Origin of the sequence: Ferrovibrio terrae (assembly GCF_007197755.1) — a bacterium.
Taxonomy (GTDB): domain Bacteria; phylum Pseudomonadota; class Alphaproteobacteria; order Ferrovibrionales; family Ferrovibrionaceae; genus Ferrovibrio; species Ferrovibrio terrae.
Genome location: NZ_CP041636.1, coordinates 2,525,114 through 2,549,004 on the forward strand (window position 1 = coordinate 2,525,114; position 23,891 = coordinate 2,549,004).

The window sequence follows — 23,891 nt, forward strand, 5'->3', positions numbered from 1 at the left end:
GCAAACCAACAAAAACATGACCGGTTTTCCACCATGAAACTGACCATTGAGCGCGCTGTCCTGCTGACTGCCCTGAGCCATGTCCAGAGTGTGGTGGAGCGCCGCAACACGATCCCGATCCTGTCGAACGTGCTGCTGGAAGCCGAGGGCGACAAGCTGGCGCTGACCGCGACCGACCTTGATATCGCGGTGGTCGAGAAGCACCCCGCCAAGGTGTCGAAGCCCGGCGCCACCACGGTGGCCGCGCATACCTTCTACGACATCGTGCGCAAGCTGCCCGAAGGCGCCGAGGTCGAGCTGACCTTCACGGCGGCCGAACAGCGCCTCGACCTGCGCGCCGGCCGCTCCAGCTTCAAGCTGAGCTGCCTGCCGAAGGAAGACTTCCCCGTCATGGCCGCCGGCGAGCTGCCGCACGGCTTCACGCTGCCGGCCGACCAGCTGCGCCGCCTGATCGACAAGACGCGCTTCGCCATCTCCACGGAAGAAACCCGCTACTACCTCAACGGCATCTACGTGCATGCGGCCAGCAGCGCCGGCGTGCCGATGCTGCGCGCGGTCGCCACCGACGGCCATCGCCTGGCCCGCGTGGAATCGCCGCTGCCGGCCGGTGCCGCCGGCATGCCCGGCGTGATCGTGCCGCGCAAGACGGTGAACGAGCTGCGCAAGCTGCTGGAAGGCAGCGCCACCGAAGCCCGCATCGAACTGAGCGAGACCAAGATCCGCTTCGCCATCGGCGATCTGGTGCTGGTGTCGAAGCTGATCGACGGCGCCTTCCCCGAATACGAGCGCGTGATTCCGCGCGACAATGACAAGGTGATGGAAGTCGACAGCAAGGCCTTTGCCGCCGCCGTCGACCGCGTCGCCACCATCTCGACCGAGAAGAGCCGCGCGGTGAAGATGTCGCTGAAGCCGGAAGGCATCGAGCTGTCGGCCACCAGCCCGGACCAGGGCTCGGCCTCTGAACAGCTCACGGCTTCCTACAGCTCGGCGCCGATCGAGGTCGGCTACAATTCGCGCTACCTGCTCGACATTGCCGGGCAGATCGAAGGCGAGAATGCCCGCTTCCTGCTGGCTGACGCGCTGGCGCCCACCGTTGTGCGCGATCCGAGCGACGACGGTGCGCTCTATGTGCTGATGCCGATGCGAGTGTGATTTGGCACGCAGCGCGGTCCGGGTTGCGGAACAGTCGTATGAAGGTGTTACGACAGGCGGCATCGCAGTCCTGTCGCTGAAGCTGCGCGACTTCCGCAATTACCCCGAGCTGCATCTGCGCCTGAATGGCGGCCCGGTGGTGCTGACCGGACCGAATGGCGCCGGCAAGACCAATATCCTCGAGGCGCTGTCTTTCCTCAGCCCCGGCCGCGGTCTGCGCCGCGCCAGGCTTTCGGATGTCAGCCGCAGCGACTGCGGCAGCAACGTCAAATGGGTGGCGCAGGCCGATCTGGCCAGCTGCGTCGGTCCGGTCGCCATCGGCACCGGTCTGGCCGACGGCGGCGATGACGAGGGCGCCGAGCGCCGCGTCGTGCGCATCAACGGCGAGGCGGTGTCGAGCGCCAACGGCCTGGTCGAGTATCTGGACGTGGTCTGGCTGACGCCGCAGATGGACCGCCTGTTTGTCGAAGGCCTGTCCACGCGGCGGCGCTTCATGGATCGCCTGGTCTATGGCCTGGATGGCGGTCATGCCCGCCAGGTGGCGGCCTATGAAAAGGCGATGCGCGAACGCAATCGCCTTTTGAAGAACGGCGGCGCCGATCCGGCCTGGCTGGCGGCGCTGGAAAGCCAGATGGCCGAGCATGGCGTGGCGGTGGCGGCCGCAAGACGTGATGGTCTGGCCCGCATCGAGGCCGGCATGGCGCTGGCAGCCGGCGTGTTTCCCAAGGCGCGGCTCGCGGCGCAGGGCACAGTCGAAGCCTGGCTGGTCGAGATGCCGGCGCTGGCCGTGGAAGAAAGACTGCGCAAGCTGCTGGCCGAACGGCGCGGCATCGACCGCGACGCGGGTGCCGCCACCGAAGGCCCGCATCGCAGCGACATGGCGGTGTGGCATGCCGACAAGGACCAGCCGGCCGCGCAATGCTCGACCGGCGAACAGAAGGCGCTGCTGATCGCGATCACGCTGGCCAATGCGCGGCTGATCCGGGCGCGGCGCGGCATTGCGCCGCTGATGCTGCTGGACGAAGTGTCGGCGCATCTCGATGTCAGGCGCCGCACGGCGCTTTACGAGGAACTGCTCAGCGGCGGCGGGCAGGTCTGGCTGACCGGCACGGACGAGGACCTGTTCGCAGGCCTGACCGGCCATGCGGAATTTTTCACGGTGAGCGACGGCGTTGTGGCGCCGCGGACCGTTTTTAGTTGAGGTAGTGGAAACATGAGCGAACCAGTGAACCCGCAGGGCAACGAAGGCAACGGCGAGAATTACGATTCCTCGTCCATCAAGGTGCTGAAGGGCCTGGATGCGGTGCGCAAGCGCCCGGGCATGTATATCGGCGACACCGATGACGGCACCGGCCTGCACCACATGGTCTACGAAGTGGTCGACAACGCCATCGACGAGGCGCTGGCCGGCTATTGCGACGAAGCCTATGTCGGCCTCAACCCCGATGGCTCGGTGACGGTGCGCGACAACGGCCGCGGCATTCCGGTCGATATCCATCCGGAAGAAGGCGTGTCGGCGGCCGAGGTCATCATGACCCAGCTGCATGCCGGCGGTAAGTTCGACCAGAATTCCTACAAGGTGTCGGGCGGCCTGCACGGCGTCGGCGTCTCGGTGGTGAACGCGCTGTCGGTCACGCTCGACCTGCGCATCTGGCGCGGCGGCAAGGCCTATCACATGCGCTTCCGTCATGGCGAAGCCGAAGCGCCGCTGGCCGTGGTGGGCGAGGCCGAGGGCAAGCGCGGCACGGAAGTCACCTTCCTGCCGTCGTCGGAAACCTTCACGAAGACCGAATTCGATTACGCCACGCTGGAACATCGCCTGCGCGAGCTGGCCTTCCTCAACAACGGCGTGAAGATCGTGCTGGAAGACCTGCGCGGCGTCGAGCCGAAGCGCACCGAGCTGCGCTACGACGGCGGCGTCGAGGCTTTCGTGGCCTATCTCGACCGCAACAAGACACCGCTGCACAAGCCGCCGATCGCCATCCGTGGCGAGCGCGAGGGCATCAGCATCGAAGTGGCGCTGGAATGGAACGACGGCTATCACGAGACGATGCTGTGTTTCACCAACAACATCCCGCAGCGCGATGGCGGCACGCATCTGGCCGGCTTCCGTGGTGCGCTGACCCGCTGCATCAACAACTACGCCACCGAAACCGGCGTGCTGAAGAAGGAAAAGGTGGCGATCACCGGTGAAGACTCGCGCGAAGGCCTGACCTGCGTTCTGTCCGTGAAGGTCCCCGATCCGAAATTCTCGTCGCAGACCAAGGACAAGCTGGTGTCGTCGGAAGTGCGCCCGGCGGTGGAAAGCATGGTCACGGATCTGCTGTCCAACTGGCTGGAAGAGCATCCGCAGGAAGCCCGCCAGATCATCGGCAAGGTGGTGGAAGCCGCCGCCGCGCGTGAAGCGGCCCGCAAGGCGCGCGAACTGACGCGCCGCAAGGGCGCGCTGGACATTTCGTCGCTGCCCGGAAAGCTGGCGGATTGCCAGGAGCGCGATCCGGCCAAATCCGAACTCTTCCTCGTCGAGGGTGACTCGGCGGGCGGCTCGGCGAAACAGGGCCGCAACCGCGCCAACCAGGCCGTGCTGCCGTTGCGCGGCAAGATCCTCAATGTCGAGCGCGCGCGCTTTGACAAGATGCTGTCATCGCAGGAAATCGGCACGCTGATCACGGCGCTGGGCACCGGCATCGGGCATGACGATTTCGATGTGGCCAAACTGCGCTATCACAAGATCATTATCATGACCGACGCCGACGTGGACGGCGCCCATATCCGCACCCTGCTGCTCACCTTCTTCTTCCGCCAGATGAAGCCGCTGATCGATGCGGGGCATCTGTATATCGCGCAGCCGCCGCTCTACAAGATCAAGCGCGGCCAGTCGGAGCGCTACCTGAAGGACGAGGCCGCGCTGGAAGACTTCCTGATCAGCGAAGGCATTGATGGCGCCGTGCTCAACCTGCACGACGGCAACCAGCGCGCCGGCGATGACCTCAAGACGCTGCTGGATCATGCCCGCATGGCCCGCGCGCTGCTGACGGCGATCGGCAAGCGCTATAATCCCTGGGTGGTCGAACATGCCGCCATTCTCGGCATGCTGCAGGCCGATCTGGTGACCGATCCGGCCAAGGCCGAGGCGCTCGCCAGTCGCCTGAACCAGATGACGCCGGACCTGGAGCGCGGCTGGGTGGCCGAAGCCGTGGGCGATGGCACCTTGATGGTGAAGCGCGCGCTGCGCGGCTATACCGAAAGCTATGTGCTGGATGGCCAGCTGTTCCGCTCGGCCGAGGCGCGCAAGCTCAACGACATGGCGCGCGAGCTGCAGGCCACCTATCTGCAGCCGGCCGAACTGCGCCGCAAGGACGAGAAGCATGTGATCCGCGGCCCGCTCGATCTGCTCGAGCGCGTGCAGGCCACCGGCAAGCGCGGCATCACCATGCAGCGCTACAAGGGCCTGGGCGAGATGAATCCGGACCAGCTGTGGGAGACCACGCTGGACACCGAGGCGCGCAGCCTGCTGCAGGTGCGGATCGACCACGCCGAAGACGCCGACAACGTGTTCGAGACCCTGATGGGCGATGTTGTCGAGCCGCGCCGCGAATTCATCCAGGGCAATGCGCTGAATGTGGTGAACCTGGATATTTGAGGTTTTTGTTGTTCGGCGACGGAAAGCTAGCCGGACTGCAAGCAAAGGCACAGTTTTAAAACGGCAAAAATTATGGTCTGAGTTCGGGGTTTTTATTGAGAATCAATGATTGGGGGCTGGCGATCGGTGGGTTGCCAGCCCCCAATCATTTGCGGGTCGTTGGCGCATCCATGTAGCGAGACATGAATCTCGATCTTCCGGCTCAACAGCTCGCAATGGGGCAAACGCTCGCAAAGGAATTTGAATAGCGGAGGCTAGAACGGATATGCGCATTTGAAGCGCAGAAGCTTACTAGGGCAGCCAGGTCGAAAGTGTTCCGATTAACATCCGCAAGCGGATGAATAGCCACGTAGGCGTGCTTCGCTAACGTCGAGTCGACCGAGAAGGCGATGGGCGAATGTGGCAGAATACTCTGAGCGAATCGAAGCAATCGTATCTCTGGATTTGCCAACTCTAATGGCGTGGCTGGTGGCGCTACCACCGACCAATGGGGAAGTCTGAGCTGCTGTTTCGATCTCTTTAGCCCAATGTTTGATCGAGCGGCATTAGCTGAATGACGATAGACGCAGCCATCCCCACACCCGCTTTGCCTGAACCGCGGGATATTCTATTCATCAGCAAGGCGACGCCCGGCGATGATGATTTCGCGTTGTGGCTGGCGCCTCGTCTTGAGGCGGCGGGCTTCAAAGTGTTCGCAGACATTTTGAACCTGACAGGTGGAGACATCTGGCGACGAGTGGTCACCAATACGCTTCAAGCCAAATCGGTAAAAATGCTGCTGTGCTGCAGCGACGACACTTTGGGCCGCCAAGGTGTACTGGAGGAAATAGATATTGCCTGTCAGGTATCAAAGGATATCAAAGATGAGACTTTCATCATTCCGCTTCGGCTGAAGCCCTACAAGAAGATCTTCGGTATCGCAAACCTGAATTATGTGAACTTTGTCCCGAGCTGGGCGGATGGCTTGGATAGCCTTCTTGAGACTTTGAAGCGTCGCGGAATAAGGCCGAACCCCGACAGCATTCAAATCAACCCGAACTGGGAGCTTTATAGGAAGCGGCTTTCGATAAAGCTGTTGCCTGAACCAGAACGCCTCACATCAAATTGGCTTCGGGTTGCTGAGGCGCCGGACGCAATACATTATTTTGAGCCCGTCGGCTCGATCGACCGGGATCTAATGTACGAGCAGTGTGCCCAGTTGTCGTTTCCGAACGAACCATGGGCGCATGGCTTCTTTGCTTTGACCTCCCTTGAAGAAGTCAATCGGTCCTTCAGCGGGCTGGTAACCTTCAAATTGGCCGCCAGCATCGGCCTCGATGAATTTCAAAAGAATGGAAGTGAGTATCTTGGAATTCGCGGTCAGGACGCCTCGAACAAATTGATGTCTATGCTACGGCGGGCATGGATCAAGATGTGCGAGGAGAAAGGGCTGATACGTTACGAGTATTCCGGTAGTACGGGCTTTCACATTGGTGAGCAGCAAGCTGGAATTGGGAAGCAGATTTCTTGGGGGCGGCAGGGCGAACGTCACCGGTCGATGCTTCGCAATGTGGCCCGTGGGCATGTTTGGCAATACGGGGTAACGGCAACGCCCAATTTTTGGCCGTTCCCACATTTCAAACTCAAGTCTCGCGTTCTGTTCGCATCTTACGTCGACGACAAAATGGGGGACGTTCTGGGCGATCCCCAAAAGCAACACAAGCTACGTCGATCTGTTTGCAAAGGATGGCGTAACAAACAGTGGCACGGACGTCTTCGGGCGTTCCTCGAGCTGATGTGTGGTGAATCGTCTTATATCCGTATCCCTGTGGGTCATGAGACCTTCATCAAACTGGACCCTTCGCCAGTTTTGTTTACGTCTCCGGTAAGCACCTACCTCCCAGATGAAGAAGACGGCGATGCGGAGGAGGCCGATGAGACAACACTCGGTCGGCCGGACCCGGAAGAGGAGGAAGACTGATGGAATATCCAGAGAAATCTTTGCGGGTATTGCATCTGGAAGAGCCGGGGTTGGAGTTCGGCTTTAAGCAGGTCACGGCTCACCCAAAGGATGGCCTCCACCTCTATGGCCCTTATAAGCGGCCAAAGCGGACAAGGGAGATACGTCTAGGCGTAATTGGCACCAACAAAGGGCTTGATCATTTTCGCACTTGGGCGAACGCAATACGTGGTGTTGTTAGCGTTCCAGAGCCTGGCCCAAGAGAGAAGAAAGACCGCCTGCACCTCGCAACATTTCCGGGGTTAGAAGAGGCTCTTTCGATTACGTTCAACGATGACGCAACGACATTTCATTCAATCTCAGAAAGTGAACTTGAGCAGGCGACACTTATTATTAACCACCACGAGGCTGTTAGTAAGACGGCGTCCCTTTACGCAAATGTTGCCATTTCGCATCTCGCAAACGACGAGCGCACGGTTGATGTGTGGCTGCTGGTAGTACCCGAAATTGTCTATGAGCGGTGTCGGCCACTGTCGAAGCGGACCGGGCTCACATTGGTGCCCGGAGGCTTCAAAAAGAAGCAGAAGGCGCGCGTCAGCATGCCACTATTTGGTGATTCGCTTGACGAGCCGGGTGAGCATGTTTTCGACGATACGCCAGACTTTCACAGGCATATCAAGGCGAGCTTTCTAGGTATTGCGCCCACCCAGGTATTGCGAGAGACCACACTCGCACCGGAAGCGTTCCTGAACACGAAGGGCTATCCGGTTCGGAAGACACAAGACCGGGCTACCAAGGCTTGGAATGTTGCAACAGGCCTTTATTACAAAACGCAGGCGGATCCACCTTGGCGGCTTGCAAATATCCGGGAGGGTGTTTGCTACATCGGTCTTGTATTTAAGGATTTGCCCAACGACAAGAACAAGCATGCTTGCTGTGCCGCTCAGATGTTTTTGCGTGAAGGGGACGGTGTCGTCTTTCGCGGAGCCAATGGGCCTTGGAAGACCAATGATTATGAACATCATCTCACTCGAAGTGAGGCCTCGAACTTAATAAAGCAGGTTTTGGATGCCTATCGTGAGGAGCATGGAACACCGAAAGAGTTGTTTATTCACGGCCGCACGAAGTTCAATGATGAAGAATGGGCGGCCTTTGAGAATGCGGTGCCAGCAGAGACAAACATTGTTGGTGTTCGTATCACGACGGGCAAGGGTGAGAACAAGTTGTTCCGGGACGGAGACTACCCAGTCCTAAGGGGTACAGCGCTCATTCAGGACGAGAGGAACGCGCTGCTTTGGTCGACGGGATACATTCCCCAGCTTGACACCTACATTGGGCCTGAAACGCCAAATCCACTGTCTATAACTATCTTACGCAGCAAGGCTAATCGCATGCCCAAGATAGAAGATGTTTTGGAAGACATTCTGGGGCTAACGAAGATCAACTACAATTCGTGCAACTTCAATGATGGACTTCCAGTAACGGTGCGCTTCGCCAACATGGTCGGTGATATCTTGACGATGGGTTCCGCCAAGTCCGTGAAGAAGCAGCCGTTTAAGTTCTACGTTTGAAGGCCATCACAGTTAGTTCTCCTAAGGAGCGGCTATGGAGGTAGAGTGTCACAGATACCTCAGCTAAGACCTGTAGGCGAATCCTTGCGGTTGCCGAGTTTTTGTATGCGGAGTCGGCACGATCAGGACGATATCTAATGCAAGGCAACGGCTTTCTCGCCATCTGGAGCGACGTTTCATCCGCGCAGGAAACCGACTACCTGCACTGGCTGACGCGCGAGCACACCGAGGAGCGCCTCGGCGTGCAGGGCTTCATCGCCGTGCGCGTGTTCAAGGCGCTGCTCGATGGCGTCCACCGCTTCCTGATCGTCTACGAGCTTGAGAGCGAGGCCGCGCTGGCCGGCCAGCCCTATCTCGACCGGCTGAATGCGCCCACGCCCTGGTCGCAGCGCATCATGCCGATCCTGGGCAATTTCGCGCGCGGCGGCGGCCGGCGCATCGCCTCGGCGGGCAGCGGACGTGGCGGGATCGTCGCGGCACTCCGTCTCGCGGCGCAGGACCTGCCGGGCGAGGACCTGCTCCACGCGCTGGTCGCCGGCGACCGCATTGTGGCGGCCCATCTGCTGCGCACCGATCAGGCGCGCACCGGCATCAAGACCGGCGAAAAGGGCCTGCGCGCCAATGACGGCTCCTTCGATGGCCTGCTGCTGGTCGAGGGGCTGGACCAGGCGGCTGTGCGCGCCGCGCTGACGGCCGCTGGCCTCGATAGGCACGCGCCGCCGCAGCTTTATGCGCAGGTCTTCGCGCTGGGCTGATCGCCGCCACGCTTGACTTCCGCGGAGAGTTGCCATATTGTTCTCATGTTAAGTTGCTGTTCGGTCACGCATTTTCCGCCTTCACGGACGGAGGACATCAGAGCGGGATATGACGCGCTACGCCCGGATCGGCGCCGACAGGCGGAGATACATGCCGATACGCCCGGAGACGCGGCGATAAGCGCCGATAGGCCGCGATATCCGGAATAAGACGAAATAAGCACCGGATTAGACGCAATAGAGGCGCGCTCAGCCACAGTAGGGCGTGCCGCAGCAGAGCCCGCGTCACACCAGCGTCTTACACCAGCGTCTTACACGGGCGTCTTGTTGGCCACCGCCCAGTAGGCGCCGTCGCGATGCACCATGGTGCGGTAGGCGCGCGGCGCCACGCCGTATCTTTCGCGGAAGCTGCGGCTGAAATGGGTCGAGGAGTTGAAGCCCCAGGCAAAGGCGATCTCGGTGATCGACTGCTGCAGCAGGGCAGGGTTGGCCAGGTCGTGGCGGATGCGGTCGAGCCGGCAGTTCCAGATATGGGTGTTCAGCGTCTCGTCCTCGAGCGCGAACATCTTGTGCAGGTTGCGCTTGGAACAGCCCACGGCGGCGGCGACGCGGTCGAGCGACAGCAGCGGGTCCTGCAGGTTGGCATGGATGAAGGCCTTCACCCGGTCGCGCGTGGTCTCGCGGATGCCGGCGTCGCTTTGCACGCCCATCTGGTCCAGCACGGCGAGCCGCACGAGATTCGCCATGGTGTCGGCGAATTCCTCGCCGCCGCGCGGGCCGGCCAGCACCGGCAGTTCGGCGAAGGCCGACGACAGCAGGTCGTAGACCAGGCGGCCGACGCCATGCTTGCCGGAGAAACGCTGCACCGCCAGCTGTTCCATGTTGAGGCCCAGCCGCGTCAGGCGCTCGCGCGGCAGCAGCAGCGCCAGCTGGTTGATCGGCTCGGGATTGGAAACCGTGTAGGTGCGCGTGGTGTCATACATGCTCCACTCGCCCGGCGTCAGCACCAGCTTGCGGCTGGCCTGCTCGAAGCGGCCGGCGCCCTCGATCTGGGCGACGATCTTCACATAGCCGCGGTCGTCGCGCAGGATCTGGTTCGGGGTGCGCACCACGCGATGCCGGCTGGCGATGATGCGGCAGAGTTTCAGCCCGCCGATGTCGCCCAGTTCCAGCCGGCCGTCGAAATGCCGGTCGCCGAAGGTGTCGGATTGCAGATGGCCGATATGGCGGCCGACAAAGTTGCCCCACAGCGCCAGCCTGTCGGCCGGCGCGACGGCTGAGGTGGATACCACCGCAATCGCGCTCACATCTCCTCCCCGGAGGTATCGTGCCCTTGGTTGGGCATCCAACTAATCTGAGTGTAGCCGCGAAGCCCGGCCAGGTTAAGTGGAAAGCGGGGGTCTTTCGTTCGCTCACGGATAAGTTTCGGTTCCCTCTGAGGCAAGAAGCCGGCCCCGGCTGTGGCTAGGGTCAGCAGACTGCCGGGCGCGCGCGTCCGGTTCAGAGGGAGAGAAACAATGACACGCAGAACCATACTGGCGACCGCCCTGGCCGCCGGCCTTGTCGGCAGCCTGTCGCTGCTGGCCGCGCCGCTGCCGGCTTTCGCGCAGGACAAGATCAAGATCGGCTACGCCATTTCCAAGACCGGGCCCAACGCCGGCGGCGCCAACATCACGCAGATTCCGAACTACCAGCTCTGGTTCAAGGAGCTGAACGACAAGGGCGGCCTGATGATCGGCGGCAAGCGCGTCCCGATCGAAGTCGTCGAATACGACGACCGTTCGAATTCCGAAGAGGCCGTGCGCGCCGTCGAGCGCCTGATCACGCAGGACAAGGTCGATCTGCTGCTGCCGCCCTGGGGCACCGGCCTCAACCTCGCGGTTGGCCCGGTCTTCAACAAGCATGGCTATCCGCAGCTGACCTTCAGCGCCGTGACCGACCAGGCGCCGGCGCTGGTCAAGCGCTGGCCGAACAGCTTCTGGTTCCTCGGCACCAGCGTGCAGTATATCGACGCCCTGGTCGAACTGCTGTCCAAGCAGCAGAAGGCCGGCAAGATCAACGCCAATGTCGCCATGATCAGCGTGGCCGACGGCTTCGGCATTGATCTGTCCAAGGCGGCCCGCGACGGCCTGACCAAGGCCGGCTTCAAGCTGGCGATGGACAAGAGCTATCCGGTCGGCACGCAGGACATGTCGCCGCTGATCAGCGAAGCGCAGCGCTCCGGCGCCGATACCTTCATCGCCTTCAGCTATCCGCCGGATACGGTCGCGATCAACGACCAGGCCAAGGTGGCGAGCTTCGCGCCGAAGGTGATGTTCACCGGCGTCGGCACCGGCTTCCCGCTGTTCCCGCAGCGCTTCGGCGCCAATGCCGAGGGCATCATGTCGCTGGGCGGCTGGGACCCGAACAATGCCGGCACGGCGGAATACCGCAAGAAGCATGTCGCCATGCATAGCCGCGATCCGGATTACTGGGGCAGCCAGCTTGGTTATGTCTCGCTGCAGATGCTGGAACAGGCAGTGGAACGTGTCGGCAAGATCGACCGCGCGGCGATCGTGAAAGAACTCCAGACCGGCACTTTCGATACCGTGCTGGGCAAGTTCAAGCTGGTCGACAATATGCCGCCGAAGGGCACCTACGCCTATATCGGCCAGTGGCAGAACGGCTTCTTCACCGGTGTTGCGCCTGCGGGCGCCAACATGAAGGAGATGGTGATCCCGAAGCCGGCCTGGAAGTAATAGCTGGCAGACGGGCGCGGCGGACCTCCCTGGCCGCCGCGCCCGGATTTTTTTAAGTCTCGAAGGTTTTTGTCGATGTTTCTTGAACCCCTGCTGACGGGTATCACGCTCGGCGGCATGTATGCGCTGGTCGCCATGGGGCTCACGCTCCAGTATGGCGTGGCGCGCATCATGAACCTGTCTTACGGCGAAATCCTGGTCGCCGCTGCTTTCGGCGTCTTCTGGCTGTTCACCGCGGCGGGCCTCAATCCGCTGCTGGGTCTCGCCGTTGTCGTGCCGGCCGCGCTGGTCATCAGCTGGCTGATCTACCGCATTCTCTTGCTGCCGCTGGTGCGCCGCGCCAAGACGCGGGATGCACTGGAAGTCGACAGCATCCTCGCCACCTTCGGCCTGCTGTTCGTCGTGCAGGGCGTGATGCTCGTGATCTTCGGCGGCGCCTATTACAGCTATTCCTTCCTCGCCATTCCGGTGAATGTCTTCGGCGTCACCATCGCGGCCAACCGCCTGCTGGCACTGGCCTTCGCCGCCGTGATCGGCCTGGGGCTGTATCTGGGCCTGACCCGCACGCGCGCCGGCACGGCCCTGCGCGCCGTGGCCGTCGACCCTGTCTCGGCCCAGCTGGTCGCCATCGACGTGCGCTCGGCCGCCGCGATTGCCTTTGCCCTGGGTGGCGGGCTGGTCGCCTCGGGCGGTGTGCTGGTGTCGATGTTCCTGACCTTCAACGCCAATATCGGCGTCGTCTTCACCATGAAGGCGCTGATCGTGGTGATCATGGGCGGTGTCGGCAACATGCTGGGCGCACTGGTTGCCGGGCTCATTCTTGGCCTGACCGAAACCTTCGTCGCCACCTGGATCGACCCTGGCCTGACCTTGGCCGCGACCTACACGATCTTCCTGATCATCCTGCTGGTGCGTCCGCAGGGCCTGTTCGGCAGGAGCGGGCGATGAAGCTGTCACTGCCCGTGAAACTGCTGGGCGCCGCCGCGCTGGTCGCGCTGCTGGCCTGCGTGCCCATGGTGGCCGACAGCTATCGCCTGTCGCTCGCCATAAGCCTGCTGAACTACACGGTGCTGGCGACAGCCTGGGCGCTATTCTCCGGCCCCACGCGCTATGTCTCGCTGGCGACCGTCGCCTTCTTCGGCATCGGCGCCTATACGGTGGCAGTGCTGGGCGAGGTGCTGGCCTGGCCGCTGGTGCTGCTGATCGCGCTTGGCATCGGCACTGTCGTGGCGTTGATCGTCGGTCTGGCAACGCTCAGGCTCAGCGGCGTCTATTTCGTCATCTTCACTTTCGGCCTCGCCGAACTGGTGCGTCAGCTGGTCACCTGGTTCGAGGTCAACATCACCCGCACGCTCGGCCGCTATGTCTTTCTCGACATCACCACCGACCAGATCTACTGGCAGTTGCTCGGGCTGACGGTTCTGGTCTTTGTCGCCGGCATCCTGATCCGGCGCTCCCGGCTTGGCCTGGCCTTGCGCGTGATCGGTGATGACGAGATGGTGGCGCGGCATATCGGCATCAACACGACGGCAGCGAAAGTCGCGCTCTTCGTGCTCAGCGCCAGCTTCATGACCGTCTGTGGCGCCATCATGGCGCCGCGCTGGACCTATATCGATCCGGCCATTGCCTTCAATCCGGTCACGTCGTTTCAGGTACTGATCATGGCGCTGCTCGGCGGCGTGCATCGGCTGTATGGCCCGCTGCTGGGTGTGGTGCCGCTGACCTTGCTGTTCGAATTCCTGCTGGCCAATTTCCCGAACCACTTCAGCATCCTGATCGGCATCGCCTTCATGCTGATTGTCTACGCCATCCCGAACGGCGTCGCCGGCCTGGCGGAGAAGCTGCTGAAACGCCAGAAGAAGGAGAGCGCGCCATGACCGCGACGCCGCTTCTGGAGGTGCATGGCCTGACCCGCCGCTTCGGCGGTCTGGTCGCCGTTGACAATCTGGACCTCTCGGTGCAGGCCGGAGAAATTGTCGGCCTGCTCGGGCCGAACGGCTCGGGCAAGACCACGGCGCTGAACCTGATTTCCGGTGCGCTGAAACCCGACAAGGGCAGCATTGCCCTGCGCGGCGGTGCGATTGCCGGGCTGGCGCCGCACAAGATCGCCCGTCTGGGTGTGGCACGTACCTTCCAGCTCGTGCGTGTGCTGGGCTCGATGACCGTGCATGAGAATGTGCTGGCGGGCTTGGCCTTCGGCACTCGCAACGACTGGGGTTCGCGCGCCGAAGCCAGCGCAGTGGGTCTGCTGGAGCGCGTCGGTCTTGGCGGTCGTGGCGCGGTGATGACCCCGGAACTGACCTATATCGACCAGAAGCGGCTGGAACTGGCGCGCGCGCTGGCGCTGCGGCCGGAACTGCTGCTGCTTGACGAATGGCTCGCCGGCCTCAATCCCACTGAACTGCTGCAGGGCATCGAACTGGTGCGCAGTTTACGCAGCGAAGGCATCGCCGTCCTGATGGTCGAGCATGTGATGGACGCCATCCGTTCGTTGTGCGACCGCTGCGTGGTGATGAATGCCGGCAAGCGCATCGCATTGGGCACGCCTGCCGAGGTGCTGTCCGATCCGGAAGTGGTGCGTGCCTATCTGGGAGACAGCGATGCTTGAGGTCGCCAATCTCTCCGTGTCCTACGGCAAGCATTGCGCAGTCGACAATGTGGCGCTGACTGTCGCGCGCTCCGAAATCGTCGTCATCCTGGGCGCCAATGGCAGTGGCAAGACGTCGCTGCTCAAGACTATCGGCGGCATCCAGCCAGCTACCCATGGCGCAAAGATCGCGCTGAGTGGGACCGACCTCACCAAGCTGCGGGCGCACTCCATCGTTGAAGCCGGCCTGGCTTTGGTGCCGGAAGGGCGCGGCATCTTCGGTGACCTGACCGTGCGCGAGAATCTGATGCTGGGCGCCTATGCCAAACGCGCGCGCGCCGGCGAGGCGGAGAATCTGAAGCGGGTGCTCACCCTGTTCCCGCGTCTGTCCGAACGCATGACGCAGGCGGCCCGTACCATGAGCGGCGGCGAGCAGCAGATGGTCGCCATCGGCCGTGCCCTGATGTCGGCGCCGGATATCCTCCTGCTCGATGAACCATCGCTGGGCCTGTCGCCGCTGATGTGCGGCGAGCTGTTCGGCGCGCTCGGCCGTATCCGGCAGGCCGGCATCGGCGTGCTGCTGGTCGAACAGAATGCCAAGCGGAGTCTGGCTGTCGCAGACCGCGGCTACCTGCTGGAAAACGGCCGCATCGTCGGTCAGGGCACAGCACAATCGCTTCAAAACGATCCCGCCGTGCAGCGCGCCTATCTGGGCGTGGCGCAATCGGCGGTCTGAAAACCAGGAACGGGAGAATGCCATGTTCAACATTGACCTGCTGATCGACGGCAAGGCTGCGCCGGCCGCCAAGGGGCGTACCTTCGAGCGCCGCAACCCGCTGAACGACAGTGTGGCCACCAAGGCCGCCGCCGCCAGCGTGGATGACGCGCGCGCTGCTGCCGATGCCGCTGCCAGGGCTTTCCCGGCCTGGTCGGCGCTGGGGCCGAACGAGCGTCGCGCGCTGCTGAGCAAGGCTGCCGACGCCATGGCGGCAAAGACGCCGGAGTTCATTGCGCGCATGGCCGCCGAAATCGGCGCCACGGCGGGCTGGGGCGGCTTCAACGTGCATCTGGCGGCCGGCATGCTGCGCGAGGCGGCGGCGATGACCACGCAGATCGGCGGCGAGGTGATTCCGTCCGACAAGCCGGGCTGCATCGCCATGGCGGTGCGCCAGCCGGTCGGCGTCATCCTCGGCATCGCGCCGTGGAATGCGCCGGTGATTCTCGCTACCCGCGCGCTGGCCATGCCGCTGGCCTGCGGCAACACCGTGGTGCTGAAGGCGTCTGAGCTTTGCCCGGGCACGCATCGCCTGATCGCCGAATGCCTGCTGGAAGCCGGACTTCCCGCCGGCGTGGTCAATGTCGTCACCAATGCGCCGGAAGATGCCGCCGCGGTGGTGGAGGCGCTGATCGCCCATCCGGCGGTGCGGCGCATCAACTTTACCGGCTCGACCCGCGTGGGCCGCATCATCGCCGAGACGGCGGCGCGACATCTCAAGGCGGTTCTGCTCGAACTGGGCGGCAAGGCGCCGATGCTGGTGCTGGATGATGCAGATCTCGATGAAGCCGTGAAGGCGGCCGCCTTTGGCGCTTTCATGAACCAGGGTCAGATCTGCATGTCGACCGAGCGCCTGGTGGTCGACAGAAAGGTGGCTGACGATTTCGTCGGCAAGTTTGCTGCCAAGGCGAGCACATTGGTTGCGGGCGATCCGCATAAGGGCAACACGCCGCTGGGTGCCGTCGTCAGCAAGGAAGCCGTGCTGAAGGTGCAGGACCTGATCAAGGATGCCACGGGCAAGGGCGCCAAGCTGGTGGCCGGCGGCCGCGCCGAAGGCGCGATCATGGATGCTGCTGTGCTGGATCATGTCACGCCTGATATGAAAATCTATTACGAGGAATCCTTCGGGCCTGTCGTTTGCGTGGTCCGCGCCCAGGATGACGAAGACGCCATCCGCATCGCCAACGACACGGAATATGGCCTGTCGGCGGCGGTGTTCAGCCGCAACATCCCGCGCGCCATGAACGTGGCTCGCCGCATCGACAGCGGCATATGCCATGTGAACGGCCCCACCGTGCATGACGAAGCCCAGATGCCGTTTGGCGGCACCAAGGCCTCCGGGTATGGCCGCTTCGGCGGCAAGGCCGGCATCGATCAGTTCACCGAGCTGCGCTGGATCACCATCGAGACCCAGCCTGGCCGTTTCCCGATCTGAGGCGCGCGGCATGGCTCTGCTGCAAGGGAAAGTCTGTATCGTTACCGGCGGCGCCGGCAGCCTCGGCCTGGCATCAGCGGCGGAGTTCCGTCGCGAGAGTGGCCGCGTCATGCTGGTTGACCGCGACCCGGCGGTGCTGGAGGCTGCGGTTGCGAAAATCGGCGGGCCGGGCGGCGATATCGCGACATGCGCCGCCGATGTCGCCTCCACCGAGGGCACCAAGCGCTACATCGACGAAACGGTATCGCGCTGGGGCAAGATCGACGTGCTGTTCAGCAACGCCGGCATCAGCGGTGTGGTTGCCCCGGTGACGGAGTATCCGGAAGATGTGTTCGACGCCGTGATGGCGGTGAATGTGCGGGCCTCGTTCCTGGCCTGTAAATATGCCTTGCCGCAGATGAATGATGGCGGCAGCATCCTGATCACCGCCAGTGTGGTCGGCGTCACCAGCGATCCGGGCATCTGCGCCTACGCCACCTCGAAACATGCCGTGATCGGCCTGATGCGTACGGTGGCCAAGGAAGCAGCCGGCCGCAATATTCGCTGCAATGTCATCGCGCCGGGGCCGATTGACAACGGGTTCCAGCTCGAGATCGAGAAGGGTATTACCGCCGCCACCGGTCGCGACGGCACCAAGCTGCTCGACAGCATCATTCCGCTCGGCCGCCACGCCAGGGCGGAGGAAATTGCCCGCATGGTTCTGTTCCATGCGTCCGATCTCGGCAGCTTCACCACCGGCAGCGTGCTGATGGCCGATGGCGGCATGCATATCTAGTCAAACCAGCAGCAAGAGAAGGAGGGCGCCCCATGCCCGAACTTGCCACCACCGAATTCTGGAAAGACCTGAAGCCGATTGCCAAGGTGTTCCAGCCCGATGCCTTGCCCGAAGTTTACATCAACAACGCGCCGACCGAGGATGAACGGCTCTATGTGCCCTTCACCGACACGGTGTCGTCGCGCCCGCTGTGGATTTCGCCGTCGCAGAACAAGTGGTGCGACATCCTGATGGCGAAAAGCGCCGGCCTCGTGAACCGGCATTACCACCCGCATGAGGTCTTCGCCTATACCATTTCGGGCAAATGGGGCTACCTCGAGCATGATTGGACCGCCACAGCCGGCGACTTCGTCTACGAGACGCCGGGTGAAGGCCATACGCTCGTGGCCTACGAGCACAAGGACCCGATGAAGGTGTTCTTCACCGTGACCGGCCCGCTGATCTGGCTGGATGAGAATGGTCAGTCCGCCGGCCATTTTGATGTGCATGACTATATCGGCCTGTGCCGTGCCCATTATGAAAAGGTGGGAATCGGCGCGGCTTTTGTGGACACGCTGTTCCGGTAACTGGAGCAGGGCTTGCAGCCGGCAGGGTGGCTGACTAGGCTTGATCCCGGGCTTTAACCCGGAATCAGGCGGTCGATGACACAGGAAAATCAGGTCCTGCTGCCGCGCGAAAGCGCGTGATGGCCCGCCGTGTGCGTCCCGCCATCCTGCTGATCGGCCATGGCGCCATCGCGGCCGAGGTGCGCGCGGCGGCGCTCAGCACTGGTCTGTTCGATGTCGGCGCCGTGCTGGTGCGGCATGAAAAGGTCGGCAGCGTGCAGGCCGAGCTGAACGGCTACACGGTCATCGACAGTCTGGAAGAACTGGATTTCGCGCCGGTGCTGGCTGCTGAATGCGCCAGTCATTCGGCCGTGCGGCAGCATGGTCCGGGGGTGCTGCGGCTGGGCATCGATCTGGTCATTGCCTCGATCGGGGCCTTGAGCGACGAAGCCCTGCACCGCGATCTGGAGGCCGCCGCAACCATCGGCGGTGCCAAGCTGATCCTGCCGGCCGGCGCGGTGCCGGGAATCGATGCGCTGAATGCCGCCATGCTGGGCGGGCTGGAACAGGTCTCCTACACCTCGCGCAAGCCGCCCGCCGCCTGGAAGGGCACGCCGGCCGAGGGTCTGCTCGATCTCGACACTCTGGAGAGTCCGGAAACTTTTTACACCGGCACGGCGCGCGCCGCTGCCCGCGACTATCCGAAAAATGCCAATGTGGCGGCCACCGTGGCAATGGCCGGCCTGGGCTTCGATGCCACGCAAGTTCGCCTGATTGCCGACCCGATGGCGGGCGGAAACATGCATGAGATCGAAGCCGTTGGGACCTTTGGCCGGATGAGCCTCAGCATCGAAGGCAAGCCGCTGAAGAGCAATCCGAAAACCTCGTCGCTGGCGGCCTACAGCACGATCCGCGCCATTCTCAACCGCGTGCGGCTCACAGAAATCTAGGGAAGGCCAGTCGTGAAAGCGGTCTACAGCGAAGCCCATAGCAGCCACGATCCCCAGTTCTTCCTGGTGCGCGGCGTGGTGCGCAAGACCACCGAGCAGCCCGCGCGCGCCACCCGCCTGCTGGATGGTCTGAACAGCGGAAAGCACAGCATTGTGGCCGCGCAGAGCTTTGGTGCCGGGCCGCGCGCCAGGGTGCACAGTCCTGACTATCTGGCTTTCTTGGAACAGGGTTTCGAGGAATGGCGCGCACTCGGCGATTCCAGCAGCGAGATGATCCCGAACATCCACGCGCATCGTGGCGAGGGCGCCAGTTATCCGGCCAGTATTGTCGGTCGGCTCGGCTGGCATACGGCGGATACCGCCTGCCCGATTGGCGCAGGTACGTTTGCTGCCGCCTGCGCTGCTGCCGATGTTGCCACCACGGCGGCGCAGATGGTGCTGGATGGCGAGGATGCGGTTTATGCGCTTTGCCGTCCGCCCGGACATCATGCCTATCGCGACATGGCCGGCGGCTTCTGCTACCTCAACAACAGCGCGATTGCCGCAGCCCATCTGCGGCAGAAGCATGAGCGCGTCGCCATCCTCGATGTCGACGTGCATCACGGCAACGGCACGCAGGGCATCTTCTACGACCGCGCCGATGTGCTGACCGTGTCGCTCCATGCAGATCCGGCCCGCTACTATCCCTTCTTCGTCGGCTATGCGCACGAAACCGGCGCAGGCGCCGGGCAGGGCGCCAATCTGAATATTCCGCTGCCGCTGGGCACCGGCGATGCCGACTACATGCTGGCCCTGGACCAGGCTGTGCGCCGGATCAAGGCCTTTGCGCCGGGTGCGCTGGTGGTGGCGCTGGGGCTGGATGCTTCCGAACATGATCCGCTGCAGGGCCTGAAGATCACCACCGAAGGCTTCCGCCGGATCGGCGCGACCATCGCCCGCATCGGTCTGCCCACCACGTTGGTGCAGGAGGGCGGTTATCTCACAGATATTCTCGGCGCCAATCTCGCGGCCGTACTGGCCGGCTATGAGTCGAGCCGCTAGGATCGGCTGAGTATTCCAGAAGGAGCGACTGCCTCCATGAAGAAGTCCGCTAGGAAAAAGGCGAATGTCACGCCGCTGACCCCGCCAGCCAAGGCTGTCGCTGCCCTGCCACCGCCGCTGATCGCAGGTATGTTCGCCGAGATGGGCGTCCTGCTGCGTCCCGGCCGCGCCAGTGCGATTGCCGCCACGCTGGGCACCGCCTTGGCGAAATTCCGCGAGCAATCCCTGCGCCTGCCGCTCGAGCGCGAACCTGGCCTGTTTCCGGTCATGATCGCCGAGGCGAAGAAGAAGGCGAAGCGGAAATGAAGAAGACTGTTGCCAAGAAGAAAACACCCGCCGCCGATCTGGCGCTGATGGGTCTGGCCGAGGCCGTGCGTGCTGTCGCGCAGGGCAAGGTGACGTCGCAGGCGCTGACCGAAGCCTGCCTGGCGCGTATCGCCGACTGGCAGCCGCGCGTGAATGCCTTCCTGCAGATCGAAGCCGAAGCGGCACTGAAAGCAGCGAAAGCCGTCGATCGCGCCCGCAAGCGCGGCGCGGCGCTGGGGCGTCTGGCTGGTGTGCCGCTGGCGCATAAGGACATGTTCTACCGCGCCGGCAAGCAGAGCAGTTGCGGCTCGGCGATCCGCCGGCACTGGAAGGCAACCGAAACCGCTACCGCTCTGCAGCGGCTGGATGCCGAAGGCGCGCTCGATCTTGGCCGCCTCAACATGGCGGAATTCGCCTTCAACCCGACCGGCCATAACGTGCATTACGGCCATGCGCGCAATCCGTGGAACACGGACCGTATCACGGGCGGTTCGTCCAGCGGGTCGGCCGCTGCGGTGGCGGCGCGCATGGTGTTTGGTGCGCTGGGCTCCGATACCGGCGGCTCGATCCGCCAGCCGTCGCATTACTGCGCACTGGTCGGCATGAAGCCGACCTGGGGTCGCGTCAGCCGCGCCAATGCCATGCCGCTGAGCTATTCGCTGGATACGGTGGGCCCGATGACACGCCGGGTCGAAGACAACGCGCTGCTGATGGAGATTCTCGCCGGCGCCGACCCGCAGGATCCGACCACGAGCCACGAAGCGGTCGGGCAGTATGTGGCGGCCGCGAAATCCGGCTCGGTGCGCGGGCTGAAACTTGCCGTGCCGCGCCGCTATTTCTGGGACAAGCTGAACAAGCCGAGCGCCGAATGTCTTGAGGCGGCGCTGAAGACGCTGTCCAAGCTGGGCGTGAAGATCGTCGAGATCACGCCGCCCGATATGGAGATGATCACGGCCGCCGGGATGGTGATGGTCTCAGCCGAGACCGCGGCGCTGCATGCGCCCTGGATGCGCACGCGACCGCATCTTTATGGCGATCTGGCGCGGATGCGGCTGGAAAACGGCCTGGCGCTCAGCGCCGTCGATTACATCGACTCGCAGCGCTGGCGCGGCGAAGCGATTGCCGCCTTCCTGAAATCGATGGGCGATGCCGATGCGGTCTTTGCTCCGGTGGCAGACCGCCCCGCGTTAGGGATCAAGGAAACCGATGTGGCCGACCGGCCGGAAGCCGGCAAGGTCGTGGCCACGCTCACGCGCCTGAACCGGCCGATCAACTATCTGGGCCTGCCATCGCTGGCGGTGCCGGCTGGCTTCGTGCGCGGCCAACTGCCGGTCGGCTTCCAGCTGATCGGCCGGCCGTTCGCCGAGGCGATGCTGTATCGCTTTGGTGGCTCCTATGAAGCCGCGCAGCCGATCTGGCAGACAGCACCGACCTGACGGTTACGCCTGCTCCTCGAAGGGCAGGCCGACATAATTCTCGGCCAGTGAGGTCATGGCGGCGCGTGAGCTGACCACGTAATCCAGCTCGGCCAGCTGCACTTCGTTTTCAAAGGCGCTGCGTTCATCGAACTTGTGCAGCAGCGAGGTCATCCACCAGGAGAAGCGCTGCGCCTTCCAGATGCGGCGCATGCAGATGTCGGAATAGCCGGCCAGCCGGTCGCTGTCGTTCTTGCGGAAGAAGCTCTCCAGCGCCCGAGAAAGGTAGCGCACATCGGCGACGGCAAGGTTCATGCCCTTGGCGCCGGTCGGCGGCACGATATGCGCGGCATCACCGGCGAGGAACAGTCGGCCATGGCGCATCGGGCCGGCGACGAAACTGCGCATCGGCGTCACACCCTTCTGGAAGATCGGACCTTCCGGCAGGCGGAGGTTGTCTTCGCCTTCCAGGCGCTTGTGCAGCTCTTCCCAGATGCGGTCATCCGGCCAGTTGGCGATATCTTCGTCAGGATCGCACTGCAGATAAAGCCGCGTGATCTCGGGCGAGCGCATGCTGAATAAAGCGAAGCCGCGCGCATGGTTGTTGTAGATCAGCTCTTCCTGCACCGGCTTGGATTTCGCCAGGATGCCGAGCCAGCCGAAGGGATAGACGCGCTCGTAAACCTGCTGGATCGAGGCCGGGATTGCCGGGCGGCAGATGCCGTGGAAGCCGTCGCAGCCGGCGATGAAATCGCAATCCAGCTTGTGCGGCGAACCGTTCTTGTCGCGCCACAGGATGAAGGGCCGTTCGCCGTCCACGTCATGCACGCTGACATCGGCGGCCTCGAACTGGATATTGCCGCCATCCTTCAGGCGCTGCGCGATGATGTCTTTCACCACTTCATGCTGGCCATAGACCATCACGGCCTTGCCGGTCAGGTCGACGAAATCGATATGGTGGTTGCGGCCACGGAAGCGCAACGTTGTGCCATGATGCAGCAGGCCTTCGCGGTTCATGCGTTCGCCAAGGCCGGTCTGGTTCAGCACATCGACCGTGCCCTGTTCCAGCACGCCGGCGCGGATGCGACCCTCGACATAAGGACGGTCGCGCGCTTCCAGTACGACGGACTCGATCCCGGCCAGATGCAGCAGATGCGACAGCAGCAGCCCGGCGGGGCCGGCGCCAATGATACCGACTTGGGTACGCATGAATTTCCTCCCCTGTACAACAGTCCCAGAATGGCCCTTTCTGGCTGGAAGGGAAATGGACGCAGCCGACTTTGTCTTGTACTTTTGCGTTGTGGACTGGCAGCGAGCCGATATTTTGGCGATACTGCGACCGAGAGCCGGAGATTTCGGTCAAATGATTGAAAAAATTCCGAGATTTTTCCTCTATGGCGAGGCCGATCAGGATGCCGGCCTGCACTTTCTGCATGTCGAAACCATTCCCGCCCGCAGCATCTTGCACGATTGGTACATCGCGCCGCATCGCCATTCCAACCTGTTCCAGCTGCTGCTGGCCATCGGCGGCGGCGGCGAATTACGAGCCGACAGTTTGACCCAGGATTTCACGGCGCCGGCACTCGTCACCGTGCCGCCGGGCGTGGTGCATGGCTATCGCTTCCAGCCCGGCACGGAAGGCTGGGTGGTCACGCTGTCGGACAGTTTCGCCAGCGAGATTTTAGGCCCGCGCGATGCCGAGATCGGCCCGGTGATGACCGAGGCGCGGCTGATGTCGCTGGAGTCCGACGAAGCCGCAACACAGGCGCTGCGCGCGCAGTTCGCCACGATTGCCGAGGAGTTTCGCAATCCGACACTCGGCAGCCTGGCGGCGATTGCGGCCCATATCCGCCTGGTCTTCGTGGCGCAGGCACGGCTGCGCCAGGCTGACCGGCAGGCCGCACTGGCGCGCGATGCCGATGCCGTGCTGTTCGCACGCTTCCGCGCGCTGGTCGAAAACCATTACCGCGATCACCGTCCGGTCAGCGTCTATGCGCAGGATCTGGCGGTGACGGAAAAGCGGCTGACGGTCGCCTGCCGCCGCGTGGTCGAGAAGGCGCCGCTGGATGTGATCCATGCCCGCCTGCTGATCGAAGCCAAGCGCAACCTGCTCTACACCTCGATGACGATTGCCGAGGCTGGCTATGCGCTCGGTTTCCGCGATCCGGCCTATTTCACGCGTTTTTTCACCCGCCGGGCCGGGATGGCGCCCAGGCAGTTCAAGGCTGCAGCCGGTCACGAAGCGGTGCAGGCCGGTAATTGAC

General features: G+C 63.1%; 21 protein-coding genes. 19 read left to right on the top strand and 2 right to left on the bottom strand.

The window, feature by feature from the left end; all coding sequences use genetic code 11:
* The first annotated feature begins 33 nt into the window (after positions 1-33).
* From dnaN to FNB15_RS12335, 6 genes are all read left to right on the top strand, one after another.
* Positions 34-1,152, top strand: a complete 1,119-nt coding sequence (dnaN, locus tag FNB15_RS12310) for a DNA polymerase III subunit beta (protein WP_144068986.1) — start codon at positions 34-36, stop codon at positions 1,150-1,152.
* A 1-nt stretch (position 1,153) separates the two neighbouring features.
* Positions 1,154-2,353, top strand: a complete 1,200-nt coding sequence (gene recF, locus FNB15_RS12315; protein WP_246068674.1) for a DNA replication/repair protein RecF — start codon at positions 1,154-1,156, stop codon at positions 2,351-2,353.
* 12 nt (positions 2,354-2,365) lie between these two features.
* Positions 2,366-4,795 (top strand): DNA topoisomerase (ATP-hydrolyzing) subunit B, encoded by a 2,430-nt coding sequence (gyrB, locus tag FNB15_RS12320; protein WP_144068987.1) that lies wholly within the window; start codon positions 2,366-2,368, stop codon positions 4,793-4,795.
* Between the two features lie 553 nt (positions 4,796-5,348).
* Positions 5,349-6,755, top strand: a complete 1,407-nt coding sequence (locus FNB15_RS12325) for a toll/interleukin-1 receptor domain-containing protein (protein ID WP_144068988.1) — start codon at positions 5,349-5,351, stop codon at positions 6,753-6,755.
* Positions 6,755-8,305 (top strand): argonaute/piwi family protein, encoded by a 1,551-nt coding sequence (locus FNB15_RS12330; RefSeq protein WP_144068989.1) that lies wholly within the window; start codon positions 6,755-6,757, stop codon positions 8,303-8,305. The genes FNB15_RS12325 and FNB15_RS12330 overlap by 1 nt, the downstream gene beginning before the upstream one ends.
* A 137-nt stretch (positions 8,306-8,442) precedes the next feature.
* Entirely contained in the window at positions 8,443-9,060 is a 618-nt protein-coding gene (locus tag FNB15_RS12335) for a DUF4286 family protein (RefSeq protein ID WP_144068990.1), read from the top strand.
* A gap of 311 nt (positions 9,061-9,371) precedes the next feature.
* Here FNB15_RS12335 and FNB15_RS12340 read toward each other — a convergent pair whose 3' ends face one another.
* Positions 9,372-10,367 (bottom strand): AraC-like ligand-binding domain-containing protein, encoded by a 996-nt coding sequence (locus FNB15_RS12340; protein WP_185973535.1) that lies wholly within the window; start codon positions 10,365-10,367, stop codon positions 9,372-9,374.
* 210 nt (positions 10,368-10,577) lie between these two features.
* Here FNB15_RS12340 and FNB15_RS12345 point away from each other — a divergent pair, with 210 nt between their 5' ends.
* From FNB15_RS12345 to FNB15_RS12400, 12 genes are all read left to right on the top strand, one after another.
* A complete protein-coding gene (locus tag FNB15_RS12345; RefSeq protein WP_144068992.1) occupies positions 10,578-11,798 on the top strand; it encodes an amino acid ABC transporter substrate-binding protein in 1,221 nt (406 codons plus the stop codon).
* A 75-nt stretch (positions 11,799-11,873) separates the two neighbouring features.
* Entirely contained in the window at positions 11,874-12,746 is an 873-nt protein-coding gene (locus FNB15_RS12350; RefSeq protein WP_144068993.1) for a branched-chain amino acid ABC transporter permease, read from the top strand.
* Positions 12,743-13,675 carry a branched-chain amino acid ABC transporter permease gene (locus FNB15_RS12355; RefSeq protein WP_144068994.1) on the top strand — a complete coding sequence of 311 codons (933 nt, stop codon included), beginning with the start codon at positions 12,743-12,745 and terminating at the stop codon, positions 13,673-13,675. The genes FNB15_RS12350 and FNB15_RS12355 overlap by 4 nt, the downstream gene beginning before the upstream one ends.
* A complete protein-coding gene (locus tag FNB15_RS12360) occupies positions 13,672-14,406 on the top strand; it encodes an ABC transporter ATP-binding protein (protein ID WP_144068995.1) in 735 nt (244 codons plus the stop codon). The genes FNB15_RS12355 and FNB15_RS12360 overlap by 4 nt, the downstream gene beginning before the upstream one ends.
* Positions 14,399-15,121, top strand: coding sequence for an ABC transporter ATP-binding protein (locus FNB15_RS12365; protein WP_144068996.1), 723 nt, complete (start codon positions 14,399-14,401; stop codon positions 15,119-15,121). Before FNB15_RS12360 ends, FNB15_RS12365 begins: the two co-directional genes overlap by 8 nt.
* A gap of 22 nt (positions 15,122-15,143) precedes the next feature.
* Positions 15,144-16,595, top strand: coding sequence for an aldehyde dehydrogenase (locus tag FNB15_RS12370; RefSeq protein ID WP_144068997.1), 1,452 nt, complete (start codon positions 15,144-15,146; stop codon positions 16,593-16,595).
* Between the two features lie 10 nt (positions 16,596-16,605).
* Entirely contained in the window at positions 16,606-17,370 is a 765-nt protein-coding gene (locus FNB15_RS12375; protein WP_144068998.1) for an SDR family NAD(P)-dependent oxidoreductase, read from the top strand.
* A gap of 32 nt (positions 17,371-17,402) precedes the next feature.
* Positions 17,403-17,936: a 2,4'-dihydroxyacetophenone dioxygenase family protein gene (locus FNB15_RS12380; RefSeq protein ID WP_144068999.1), complete on the top strand. Its 534-nt coding sequence runs from the start codon at positions 17,403-17,405 to the stop codon at positions 17,934-17,936.
* A 119-nt stretch (positions 17,937-18,055) separates the two neighbouring features.
* Positions 18,056-18,865: an aspartate dehydrogenase gene (locus FNB15_RS12385; protein ID WP_144069000.1), complete on the top strand. Its 810-nt coding sequence runs from the start codon at positions 18,056-18,058 to the stop codon at positions 18,863-18,865.
* A 12-nt stretch (positions 18,866-18,877) separates the two neighbouring features.
* The gene (locus tag FNB15_RS12390; protein ID WP_144069001.1) at positions 18,878-19,906 is read left to right on the top strand and encodes a histone deacetylase family protein; all 1,029 of its coding nucleotides are present in this window, start codon (positions 18,878-18,880) and stop codon (positions 19,904-19,906) included.
* A gap of 36 nt (positions 19,907-19,942) precedes the next feature.
* Entirely contained in the window at positions 19,943-20,212 is a 270-nt protein-coding gene (locus tag FNB15_RS12395) for a hypothetical protein (protein WP_144069002.1), read from the top strand.
* Complete coding sequence (locus tag FNB15_RS12400; RefSeq protein WP_144069003.1) at positions 20,209-21,648, top strand: amidase; 1,440 nt, start codon at positions 20,209-20,211, stop codon at positions 21,646-21,648. The genes FNB15_RS12395 and FNB15_RS12400 overlap by 4 nt, the downstream gene beginning before the upstream one ends.
* Before the next feature lie 3 nt (positions 21,649-21,651).
* Here the strand turns inward: FNB15_RS12400 and pobA are convergent, their stop codons facing one another.
* Complete coding sequence (gene pobA, locus FNB15_RS12405) at positions 21,652-22,836, bottom strand: 4-hydroxybenzoate 3-monooxygenase (RefSeq protein WP_144069004.1); 1,185 nt, start codon at positions 22,834-22,836, stop codon at positions 21,652-21,654.
* Between the two features lie 154 nt (positions 22,837-22,990).
* Here pobA and FNB15_RS12410 point away from each other — a divergent pair, with 154 nt between their 5' ends.
* On the top strand, positions 22,991-23,890 hold the full coding sequence (locus FNB15_RS12410; RefSeq protein ID WP_185973536.1) for a helix-turn-helix domain-containing protein: 900 nt from the start codon (positions 22,991-22,993) through the stop codon (positions 23,888-23,890).
* Position 23,891 lies beyond the last annotated feature (1 nt).